15 protein-coding genes are annotated in these 9,857 nt (G+C 38.1%); 2 read left to right on the top strand and 13 right to left on the bottom strand.

Annotated features, from left to right (window positions below; translation table 11 throughout):
* Positions 1-79 precede the first annotated feature (79 nt).
* From DWX91_RS07190 to DWX91_RS07220, 6 genes are all read right to left on the bottom strand, one after another.
* The gene (locus DWX91_RS07190; RefSeq protein WP_002594806.1) at positions 80-484 is read right to left on the bottom strand and encodes a hypothetical protein; all 405 of its coding nucleotides are present in this window, start codon (positions 482-484) and stop codon (positions 80-82) included.
* Positions 485-505: 21 nt separating this feature from the next.
* The gene (locus DWX91_RS07195) at positions 506-760 is read right to left on the bottom strand and encodes a CPCC family cysteine-rich protein (RefSeq protein ID WP_118472994.1); all 255 of its coding nucleotides are present in this window, start codon (positions 758-760) and stop codon (positions 506-508) included.
* Between the two features lie 254 nt (positions 761-1,014).
* Positions 1,015-1,227 (bottom strand): DUF6199 family natural product biosynthesis protein, encoded by a 213-nt coding sequence (locus tag DWX91_RS07205; RefSeq protein WP_118468456.1) that lies wholly within the window; start codon positions 1,225-1,227, stop codon positions 1,015-1,017.
* A gap of 300 nt (positions 1,228-1,527) precedes the next feature.
* Positions 1,528-1,824, bottom strand: coding sequence for a DUF3847 domain-containing protein (locus DWX91_RS07210; RefSeq protein WP_002594808.1), 297 nt, complete (start codon positions 1,822-1,824; stop codon positions 1,528-1,530).
* Positions 1,817-2,158 (bottom strand): DeoR family transcriptional regulator, encoded by a 342-nt coding sequence (locus DWX91_RS07215; RefSeq protein ID WP_005930726.1) that lies wholly within the window; start codon positions 2,156-2,158, stop codon positions 1,817-1,819. The genes DWX91_RS07210 and DWX91_RS07215 overlap by 8 nt, the downstream gene beginning before the upstream one ends.
* Positions 2,155-2,343, bottom strand: a complete 189-nt coding sequence (locus DWX91_RS07220; protein ID WP_002304353.1) for a hypothetical protein — start codon at positions 2,341-2,343, stop codon at positions 2,155-2,157. The genes DWX91_RS07215 and DWX91_RS07220 overlap by 4 nt, the downstream gene beginning before the upstream one ends.
* Before the next feature lie 483 nt (positions 2,344-2,826).
* Between DWX91_RS07220 and DWX91_RS07230 the strand changes: the two genes are divergently transcribed.
* Positions 2,827-3,633, top strand: coding sequence for a helix-turn-helix domain-containing protein (locus DWX91_RS07230; protein WP_118468458.1), 807 nt, complete (start codon positions 2,827-2,829; stop codon positions 3,631-3,633).
* A gap of 94 nt (positions 3,634-3,727) precedes the next feature.
* Here the strand turns inward: DWX91_RS07230 and DWX91_RS07235 are convergent, their stop codons facing one another.
* The 6 genes from DWX91_RS07235 to DWX91_RS07260 all read right to left on the bottom strand — a co-directional run bounded on the left by DWX91_RS07235 (position 3,728) and on the right by DWX91_RS07260 (position 8,105).
* Complete coding sequence (locus tag DWX91_RS07235; RefSeq protein ID WP_118468460.1) at positions 3,728-4,321, bottom strand: VanZ family protein; 594 nt, start codon at positions 4,319-4,321, stop codon at positions 3,728-3,730.
* A gap of 35 nt (positions 4,322-4,356) precedes the next feature.
* A complete protein-coding gene (locus tag DWX91_RS07240) occupies positions 4,357-4,917 on the bottom strand; it encodes a CPBP family intramembrane glutamic endopeptidase (RefSeq protein ID WP_118468462.1) in 561 nt (186 codons plus the stop codon).
* Between the two features lie 47 nt (positions 4,918-4,964).
* Positions 4,965-5,342, bottom strand: coding sequence for a TnpV protein (locus DWX91_RS07245; RefSeq protein WP_118468464.1), 378 nt, complete (start codon positions 5,340-5,342; stop codon positions 4,965-4,967).
* 361 nt (positions 5,343-5,703) lie between these two features.
* Positions 5,704-6,726: a hypothetical protein gene (locus tag DWX91_RS07250; protein WP_118468466.1), complete on the bottom strand. Its 1,023-nt coding sequence runs from the start codon at positions 6,724-6,726 to the stop codon at positions 5,704-5,706.
* Positions 6,727-6,775: 49 nt separating this feature from the next.
* Entirely contained in the window at positions 6,776-7,216 is a 441-nt protein-coding gene (locus DWX91_RS07255; RefSeq protein ID WP_118468468.1) for a hypothetical protein, read from the bottom strand.
* A 4-nt stretch (positions 7,217-7,220) separates the two neighbouring features.
* Entirely contained in the window at positions 7,221-8,105 is an 885-nt protein-coding gene (locus DWX91_RS07260; protein WP_147352818.1) for an endonuclease/exonuclease/phosphatase family protein, read from the bottom strand.
* Positions 8,106-8,359: 254 nt separating this feature from the next.
* Here DWX91_RS07260 and DWX91_RS07270 point away from each other — a divergent pair, with 254 nt between their 5' ends.
* Positions 8,360-8,857: a hypothetical protein gene (locus DWX91_RS07270; RefSeq protein WP_227589495.1), complete on the top strand. Its 498-nt coding sequence runs from the start codon at positions 8,360-8,362 to the stop codon at positions 8,855-8,857.
* 164 nt (positions 8,858-9,021) lie between these two features.
* Here DWX91_RS07270 and DWX91_RS07275 read toward each other — a convergent pair whose 3' ends face one another.
* Positions 9,022-9,687, bottom strand: coding sequence for a hypothetical protein (locus DWX91_RS07275; protein ID WP_118468472.1), 666 nt, complete (start codon positions 9,685-9,687; stop codon positions 9,022-9,024).
* Positions 9,688-9,857 lie beyond the last annotated feature (170 nt).

Consider the following 9,857-nt stretch of genomic DNA (forward strand, 5'->3'; position numbering starts at 1 on the left):
TGCCGCTGTGAGGGCGGCGGATATTTAGTTGTAAAAGTTCGGGACAAGTTGACCGATGGGTAGATGGTACACTTAAAAATTATGGTTCTCTTGTCATTAGCTCATTAGCATAATGATTAAGAGCTTCACAAGGTTCATATTTGCATTTATAACCAATACCGTCAATTATAATAAATGGATTGTATGCTATAATCTCCACTTGAGAACCATCTGCCAAAGACAGAGTGAAAATAACTGCTTGTCCGGCATATTCTGTATATGAGTTGTCCTTATTGTAAATAACTACCTCATTGAGATATGATACTAATTCCTCTGTTTCTACTATCTGAATTGTTGTATCAGGTGGCGATAACCGAACACTTGCCGAAGTAATATCTGCTGCCTCTAAATCTTTGAATGGTCTATGAGCAGAAAACAAAAGAAAGCTAATACCTATACCGATTAAACATATCAGTGCAATTAACAAAAACTTTTTATGCTTCATTTGATTCTCCTTTACACACTACTATGAAATTTCTTTTTCATCATCTCTTGGTAGTCGGACATAACACACCATTTCTTTTTCACAAGCTCCAAATGTTGAGAAATTTAATTTTGCTTCTTTTAGTGTTATTCCATGATTAGAGTCGCTTGGTTCGTTATCAGAAGCAATGAACGGGTCATTCTCCCAAAAACAAACGGGACAGATATACCCACAATCTTCATTTGCCGGAACATTATAGGTAAAATATCCGCAGCAAGGACATTGATATTTCATCATTTCGTATTTTTAGCTCCCCATTATAATTTCATATTTGAATAACAGCAAATTATCAAAAATATCATTCCTAAAATCGCAAGACTTTCGCATATAGAAACTATTTTGAAATTCCTCAAACTCATTTTTCCTTTTTTATATTCGTCATAACACAAATAAATTGTAATCGCTGCAAATACAATCGTTATAATCTCGATAACCGGCATCTATATCCCTCCTAAAATTGATTTGTCGCTCGTCATGCAATCTGAAAGTTATTATTTCAAAATAAAGGGTAGTATTATCATAACAATTCCTGATAGAGCAAATAAAATACCGCCAATTTTTGTGGTTTTCAGATATAACTCAGATGGCTCATCTGCACGATAAGATTTCCATGCTTCTGTTAATTTCCACACTAAATCTGGCTTTAAAAAAATAAACACACCTAAAACAAAAATTATAACTCCACCACTAATAGACCATAACATAGGCGTCCCTCCCGTTATTCAAGTCCAGTTTGTTATTGATTTCATTATACTTTATTACCTATCGAAAAGATAGCGTATTTTATGAAACTTGTCAGATGGGAACAGCTTGCAGCGCAAGGTGTCCCCAGATGGCAAGTCCACAAAAGGGTAGCTGGCGGCAGCCAGCGCAGGGGAAGCGTAGCGTCCCCTGTTTGATTTGGAGCAGACCATGACTGCGGAAAATCACAGCCCTCCGGCGAGGAGCCTTCGGAGAACGCAATGCACCACCTTTGGGTGGTGTATAATTGCGCCCTTAGTAAACTAAGGGGTTTCCGGCTTCTCCCGTTCCAGCAGTTTCTTCAATAGTTCCTGCGTGTCCTGCCTGTGAAAAATGAGTTTCAACAACAGCATGACATCATCATCTGTCAGGCGTTCCGGCTCTTGCAGAAAACTTTCCAGCATACCGCCACGAGTACAGAGCCGGTGCGTCCGTTCCTTTCGGGTAAGCTGCTTTAACTGGTGCTGCAATGCCTTTTCATCATTGATGGCTTTCCGCAGTTTCTTTTCGCTTTTCTCCAGCTCCCGGTTGAGCTTTTCCAGCTTTGAGGTATCAGGCAAGGGCAGCGTCCTCCTTTCCCGGTATCAACACATAAATCCTGTTTGGTTCTCCAACGCCCTGACGCACCCGCATGATAAGTCCGGCGTTTTCCAGTTCATTCAAAGAACGCTTGACCGTCATAGAGCTGCGGGACAGGACTGCGGCAATGGCTGTGACAGGGAAGCAGACAAACAGGATTCCGTTCTCGTCCTCCTGCCCATTGGAGAGCATAGCGTCCAACATCCGGCAGTACATGACCTTTGCGGTGCTGCTGACTGGAAACCCTGTCAACGCTCTTGGAAAAGCCATACAGGGCGGCAATGGTGTGTCTATCGTCATAAATTCAAAATTCATTCGGTGTGTTCCTCCTTTTTCTTTGCTCGTTTGGATAAATAACGGGGGCAGTCAATCACAACCGCCCGGAAGCTCTGCTTGCACCCATGCTGGCATTTCCGGCATAATTCGTTGTAAGTGACACGCCCCCGGTCATTGAGGTAAAAAGAAAGCTCATGCTTCCTCTTTTTGCTCATTCTCGGCATATTGCGCTTCCTTCCGTTTTCGTGTATGGTTTCGGGGCGATTTTCGGCAAAATTACAGCCATAGAGCCGCCTAAAATCTCCCGAAGTATCAGCGATAGGGTAGACTATCCCCCTATCAGATTGTCGTGTTTCGGTATCATTTCGGTGTCAGTTCGCCAGTTCTCCCCGGTGTCGTTCCTCCCCTGAATCTCACAGCGGCGTATCGCTCCCTTTGGTATGCTCGTTTCGGTCAGGGTTCCTCCACATCCCTGCCAAAAGTCATGGCACTACATCGCCGGGGAAGCATATCCCACACAGGCTGGTCATTCGATTGGAATAATCCATCGATGAACTACCTGTATCATAGAACATTTTTGTGCCCTATGCCGTATGTCCACAAAGTAGGAATTAGGGGTAAAAATCAGAAATTTCCACGATTGCGGAATTGATATGGTATAATCAATTCAACGGTTATAAATGTTGTCAGAAGGGGGAACTGCTTCAATGAACGGAGCTACTACAATACAGGAACGGCTAAAAGATTTACGATTAAACAAAGGATTAAAACTGGAAGAACTGGCAGAGCAAACGGGTATTTCAAAATCGGCTCTTGGCAGTTATGAAAAAGATGACTATAAGGAAATCAATCATGGCAACCTTATCCTGCTGGCAGATTTTTATGAGGTGTCCCTCGATTATCTCTTTTGCCGGACAGAGAACCGGGCGGAGATCAACACGCCATTAAGGGAGCTGCATTTGAGTGATGAGATGGTAGCACTTCTGAAAAGCGGTCGGATTAACAACCGTCTGCTGTGTGAACTTGCCACACATAAGGATTTTATCAAGTTTCTTGCAGACATTGAGATTTATGTGGACGGGATTGCCACCATGCAGATTCAAAACCTCAATGCACTTGTTGATACCGTCCGGCATGAAATCATTGAACGGTATCGCCCCGGCGAAGATGACCCCCATTTGAAAGTGCTGCAAGCCGCCCATATCAGTGATGATGAATATTTCAGTCACATGGTACGGGATGACCTCAATCTCATTATCCGGGATATTCGAGAAGCCCATAAAAAGGACAGTGAGAGTGCACCCCAGACCACCGTTGCCAATGAACTGAAAGAAAATCTGGAAGCGGTCGAAAACTTCAAGGGTAGCCGGGATGAAAAGCTCGTTGTCCTTTACTGCAAACAGCTTGGTATCAACTATAAAAATCTGTCAGATGAAGAATTTCGCTGGCTAATTCGGATTCTCAAAAAGTCAAAGAAAATGGGAACGCCTATCAGCCAGAGGAAAAAACGATAAAGAAAAACCGCTGTTGCATGGTTTGTTGGCTTCCATGTAGCAGCGGTTTGTGCTGGGGTTATTCAGTTAAGTTTTCAGAGTGGAAAACTGGAAGTTACAGCACCATTTTCCATAACAATGATGAAATAAATGGTTGAAGGAAGAACATAATAAGTGCTACCGATACACATATTATGTAAAAGTCACCCATTTTTGAATTTGAAAAGATTCGCTTCGTAAAATTATCAGTTATCCTATGTACAATAAAATATCCAATTATAGTACCAACAGTATTTGTAATAATATCGTTTATATCACTCGTTCTAAAAGTAAAAATCTGTGATATTTCAATTAAACTTGTAACTATAAATCCCATTAAGGCAATATTTTTAATGTTTCTAAATTTATCCCACAATATCGGCAAAAAGAAACCAAATGGAACAAATAAAAGTATATTCAAACAAGCATTAATGAAATCCGAAACCATATCCAAAAACGGGATAATGTTCACTGCAAAATCAATTTTCAGAGATGCTATATTAGGAAAGCCTACAAGTGCTAAGACTGCAGTAAAATAAAACCCAAATACCATATAAATAATAGTTCGTTTCCAGCTATGAAAACATAACTTGTTATATATGCACCAAATAGGAATTATAAAAACAGCTGCCGCAACAATTTCGATAAGTGCACTATATATTCTATACACGTTTTTCTACCTCCAAAACTTCTAATTTGTCATAATCATTCTACGCGTGTTTTCCCAATAACAATGTAAAACAACGGTATCATTATAATCATTGCTGCTATGATATGTACATATATGAAACTTTGTGTTCCTGTAACAAGAAACAAACTTGTTATTGTATAATTCCATAACCAATGAAATCCTGTGGGCATCCAAATACTCTTTGTAGTGTAAAACATTTCATTAGCAAATATTCCATATAGAAAAGGAAAAATAAACATTACCAGAACAGAAATATTATCGGTATTAAAAATATGTGGTAGTGTAAAAATAAGTGCAGCTATTACGCAACTCAAATACTTATTTTTACATTTTTGCAGCAACAGCCCAAAAATAATTCCTCTAAAAATAACTTCTTCAATAAAGGACACGAAAAAGTAAAATATGAATTTCCCTTTATGATTCATCAACAGTGATAAAAAATCAGTGTCTTGAAGAATTATATTTGATTTGACTGATGAATAAACTATAAACAATACAATGATTGGCATTATAGCTCCAACTGCAAAATTCAGAAAGTCTATTTTTCTAAAATATAACCCTATGCTTTTTAACATAACGCACCTTTTAACCTCTGATTTGTCATAATCCTGACACCATACTATTATGAATAAATTATCTCATGCAAAACAATTTCTTCTGCCCGATTGTGGATATTATTGCACCGCCGCACCCATTCCATTTGACGGGTACACTTTAATTCCTCGGTTACGCCCTCGGCAATTTTCATCTGCTCCATGATGGTGTCTAACCGTTCCTGTGCCTGTTCGTTCAGGTCTGAAAGATATGTCCATAACTCCCCAGTCAAGGTCAATGTGTTCAATCGGGCTGGATGGATTTCCCTTAAATATTCCCGGTGCAGCCGTCCATACTTTCCAATGGGGCGGTGTTCTTCCGGCAGTTTCAGGTCTGGGATGTAGTAATCTCCAACAAAGATATAATCAATTCCGTTTTCCGTTATTCTTGGTTTCAATTCGCTCATGTTTTATCTCCTCATTCTGGCTCATTTTTTTGCAAGTCTGGCTCTCCAGAAATATTGGTAAATCTTTGGTAAATTTGAGACTGAAGCACAAAAAACGCTTAAAAACGGGGCTTATGAGACGATTTGAGACTTTTCATCATGCCCGGTAAATCCTGCCGTGGCAGATGAATAATACTTTTATCATTGTTTTATTTCTCCTTGATTTTCCCCGGAATGCCCTGTTTTGCAAGGGATTCCGGGGATTTGTAGAATGTGTGTTTGGGATGGCATCTTGGCAAAATAGGGCAAGATGGAGCAAGTTGTTGCGGGCTGTTAGTAGTAAAATTAGTAGTAAAACGAGGTAGGCTTACTACTAAGGATTTTAAATACACATATCAAACTCTGTAATGGTCTTAACAAATTCTTGTAACTCTGTTAGCGTTGAAAATTCTCTAAATGACTTTTCTTCACTTCTTGGTTGTTGCTGAAGAATCGCATCAAACAAGGCTTCCAAACTCACTCTAGGATTTTTCCACAGCATTGTTTCTTCAAATTTATTACAATACAGAAACATTTTTACATCATAAAATTCAGACCATTTTTTTCTCTGCTCACCTTCATTTTTTGCCAAATTTATAATTGTAAATGGAGCAATATCTTTCATCTGGCTTAAATGATTGGCTGATTTCATCAATTCCACCGCTTCAACATCCGTAACAGGAGCACCATAACCATATACTGTAATCCCCGCCGCCCTAGACAACACAGATTTCGCCAAATTCCATTCATTAACAATTATCGGCTTGCTATTATAGTCTTTCTTTCCTATAGGATATAGCAATGGCATTTGCTCAAGTTCTTTAAAACATTTCGGACAAAGACAATTTGCATACCCTTTTATTTTGCACTCATAGCACAAACCGACTCCAGCATTACCATGCGGAAATATTAACTCAGGTAAATTCCCAACACATATATTTCTTTTATATGCTTGCATCAAAAATGGATCCCAGTTAAATGATATTATTGCATCTTTTTCAGTCAACGACAAAATCAAATAATCATATAATGTTGGTTCATCTGGAATCTGCAATTTGCTAAAATAATCGCACACTTCATATTCTAATTTTTTCTGTAAATCTCTATACTCAGTTTTTCCATTTATATCAGAAAATAATTTTTCAAAATCCTCCATCTGTTCATCCGAAAAATTATATTTTTTCAATTCATCCGTAAGGCCAAGAATGTTGTGTATATTTTTTAATAATGGAACTTTCTTTCCATTTTTATCTATCTCACAAGCAGCAATAGATGCACCTGCACCTACAATGACCACATGCGGATCTATCAAACGCTTTCCTACATGATTCGGTAATCTATATGGTAAAATATCTTGAAGTGACATTTGATAACCTCCTATCTGCAGCCATTATAAATGAGCTAACTAATGCTGCTTAATTTCCCAACATATTAGCCTTTGAATATAATGTTTTAATGGTTTCCATAACTTCATCTGAACTGAGGATTTTCTTCAATGCATCTTTAAATTCATCTATATTTTTACATTCATACTGCGGGCAAAAAAAATCCATATCCTCAGAGAAAGATTTCCCTACTGAAATCGCAACTGGATAATTCTGTTCAAAATTAGAATACATAATTAGCACTGTCTTACTATAGTCATCCAATGCCGGAACTATTACATTAAATATTGTTGCTGCACCATATTCAACTTCATGATTTGTCACTTTCATATAAATAGGTTTTCCATAAAGCACAAATCCCGTTTTATCTCCTAATGCAGATATCTGCTCTTTTAAGATTGTTTCTGGAAAGTCGCTAGTATTTTTTTCCAAATCTTTTACATTTTTAAATCCCCATAAATCTATAGCCATATTTTCATCCTCCTATAATTTCAAATTTTATTGGCAAATGATCAGAATATTTTTCTTTATCAATTGTTGTATTGGGAACAAAGTTGTGATTCTCTGTCTTTTCTATTATTTCAAAGTAGTCCCAGTTAAACTTATCAATATAACATGGTCTTAATAATACTGAATCAAATGAATACCAGTATATTGCATGGTCATCTTTGTCTCCTGAATTATAGTAAGAACCTTGAACTAATTTATTTGCACCCATTAAAGCCCAGATAGGATTAAAATAAAGATATGTTGTTCTCCCATCAATTTTTCTAGTTTTCTTAGCCGCATGACTAGCTGACATTGTTGCATTAAAACCATAACCGCTACATATTCCAGCCTCATATGGTTGCATATTAAAATCCCCTACTATAATTGTCCGTTTTTCATTATTTTCAAAAAATTCTTGTTCATATTTATTCAATTCCCTAGCTATGTCATTCGCACGGTTATATTGTGCCTCATTAGATTTTGTCTTTTTACTCAAAAGATGAACAACTACTAATAGACAATCAACTTTATCATATTTTTTTATCTTATAAATGGAATAATGCCCATCTTCTTTATATGGAATAATCTTAATTTCTTTCTTTGCCAACACTCTAATATCATTTTGCGGGCTAATCTGAATATCGTTCCATTCATTACCACTTAATTTGAGATGATTCAATATTGCAGTTATATCCAAATTTTCAGCTTCAGCCAAAGAAACTATATCTAATTGATTTTCCTTTATCATATCAATTAGTGGACTAATTAGATTTTTATTATATATGTTCCAAAATAGAATTTTGATTATTCTCACCTCTTTTTCATATAAACTTCCAATTATATTATACCAATAGATTATTTCTTTTTCCATAGAAAAAACGCCCCAGCCAAGCCGGAGCATTATCTATCTTCTATATCAAATTACCTTAAACATCTTCTGCGACATCGGTTTCTCCTTCTTCTGTTCAACCTCCGCCTGTGCCTTTCCGAAGTCTTCCATTCGCTTCAGTTCTTCCTCAGCATCGTCAAATCCGATATGTGTATAAATGGGGTATAGATAAAGATGCAGAATATTGGGATGTGTCTACCAATATTCTTGGAAGTTTTACTTTCGCTGTAAAAGAGATGAGAGATGATTTAGAAAAACTGTACCGTGACACTCTTGTTGTCCTTATGTTCAAAAAATGTCTGGAACAGCTTGATGTTTCTGCAGAACTTGCACAGATCACATGGACAAATAAATTTGCAGATTTTAATTCATTTCCTATGCAGAAACATCTCGGTAAAATATCTGCTTACCTGAATGAAATGAGTGGAGTAACCATGAAGCTCGGATTAGATGAGAATGGAGAATTGAAGGTCATGCCGGATTTTCACTCTGTATTCGATGCTGCCCGATTCGCCCTGTCGCAATATGTATCTATCCCTACGGATTATCCGATTGCTTATGCGGACCGGGTTGGTGTTGCCACCTGTGAGTGCTGTGGCCGCCTATTCATCAAGAACGGAAACCGTCAGAAATACTGTGACAATCCAGAATGTAAAAAGGAACGAAACCGCAGAAAATCCCGCACAGCTTATCACAGAAAAATACAGGAAGAAAATGACAACCTCTGGGCGTGACCACGGCTGTTTTCACACTGGGGCAAGATGTGGCAAGTAATATAGGTTATTTTCTATATAGGCTCTATAAGAATAAGCTAAATCATCTGCCACAAGTTGCCCCAACTGATTTTTCATAGAAAAAGGGCATTGGTCCGCACCGACACCCCAGTGTGATTTTATCCTTATTTCTCATAACGAAATGCTGAATTTCCAGTCAGATTTCTAAGCAAAATCTTCCTTGCTGTCTTATATTCATTTCCGATAAAGCCAAGCCTGAGCAAAAAACATCGGAAAGCATATTTGTCATTGTCTGTTTCGGTCGGCTTTGATGATACTCTTTTTGCATCTTTTGCCATATCACACAGTCCTGTGATAAATTGCGTGTATGCTGCTATCTCGTCACCATCTTCCGTATATGGAAACCATGCAAAGTTAATTTTCTCCTCTGTGATTTCAACCTCGGTGCTGTCCGTCTGAAATGCCTTTTGGAAAAGCGTCTGCTTATTTGTTATGATCTTCTGTAGATTTTCCAATGCCGTATCCGTAAGGCATGCTCTCGGAACTGCTATTGTGAGCTTGTCCTGCTGCATTGGGACTTCTTCAGTAAATTCCGCATCATCCTGAAAACCACACTCTCGTAATTGCCGAATTAAGTGTTCTACCATTTCTACCGCTACTCCCTCTGGGATGTGCAGCACGCCCTCTTTGTCCAGTCGGTATCCTGCAATATCGTATGCACAGCTTGGCACCCGCTCATAATTCGGTGCTGTTCCAAGTATTTTGCCAATCTTCTGTGCCAGCTTCGGTCTTTGCTTTGGTTTCAGTGTAAATCTGATTCCATTTTTCATAATATGTACCTGCCTTTCTTTTTCGGTAGTACATATATCACTCTGACGGCACAGAATAGCAGTAAACGCTCCATAGCAAGTACCTGTTCCTCCACTCCTTTTTCTGCCATAATAGTCTCACACTATACAGAGTCAAAAAAGTTAAGTACTCAACTTTTTTGACCGCCTAT

This window comes from Clostridium sp. AF22-10 (assembly GCF_003478725.1).
In the GTDB taxonomy this organism is placed as follows: domain Bacteria; phylum Bacillota; class Clostridia; order Lachnospirales; family Lachnospiraceae; genus Otoolea; species Otoolea fessa.

What these genes read in the sequence shown, in the direction of transcription:
- DWX91_RS07275 (WP_118468472.1), bottom strand. Translation starts at nt 9,687, where the DNA reads ATGAAAAATGGAATCAGATTTACACTGAAACCAAAGCAAAGACCGAAG.
- DWX91_RS07240 (WP_118468462.1), bottom strand. Translation starts at nt 4,917, where the DNA reads ATGTTAAAAAGCATAGGGTTATATTTTAGAAAAATAGACTTTCTGAAT.
- DWX91_RS07205 (WP_118468456.1), bottom strand. Translation starts at nt 1,227, where the DNA reads ATGTTATGGTCTATTAGTGGTGGAGTTATAATTTTTGTTTTAGGTGTG.
- DWX91_RS07220 (WP_002304353.1), bottom strand. Translation starts at nt 2,343, where the DNA reads ATGCCGAGAATGAGCAAAAAGAGGAAGCATGAGCTTTCTTTTTACCTC.
- DWX91_RS07245 (WP_118468464.1), bottom strand. Translation starts at nt 5,342, where the DNA reads ATGAGCGAATTGAAACCAAGAATAACGGAAAACGGAATTGATTATATC.
- DWX91_RS07230 (WP_118468458.1), top strand. Translation starts at nt 2,827, where the DNA reads ATGAACGGAGCTACTACAATACAGGAACGGCTAAAAGATTTACGATTA.
- DWX91_RS07255 (WP_118468468.1), bottom strand. Translation starts at nt 7,216, where the DNA reads ATGGCTATAGATTTATGGGGATTTAAAAATGTAAAAGATTTGGAAAAA.
- DWX91_RS07215 (WP_005930726.1), bottom strand. Translation starts at nt 2,158, where the DNA reads ATGAATTTTGAATTTATGACGATAGACACACCATTGCCGCCCTGTATG.
- DWX91_RS07190 (WP_002594806.1), bottom strand. Translation starts at nt 484, where the DNA reads ATGAAGCATAAAAAGTTTTTGTTAATTGCACTGATATGTTTAATCGGT.
- DWX91_RS07270 (WP_227589495.1), top strand. Translation starts at nt 8,360, where the DNA reads ATGAGAGATGATTTAGAAAAACTGTACCGTGACACTCTTGTTGTCCTT.
- DWX91_RS07195 (WP_118472994.1), bottom strand. Translation starts at nt 760, where the DNA reads ATGATGAAATATCAATGTCCTTGCTGCGGATATTTTACCTATAATGTT.
- DWX91_RS07260 (WP_147352818.1), bottom strand. Translation starts at nt 8,105, where the DNA reads ATGGAAAAAGAAATAATCTATTGGTATAATATAATTGGAAGTTTATAT.
- DWX91_RS07250 (WP_118468466.1), bottom strand. Translation starts at nt 6,726, where the DNA reads ATGTCACTTCAAGATATTTTACCATATAGATTACCGAATCATGTAGGA.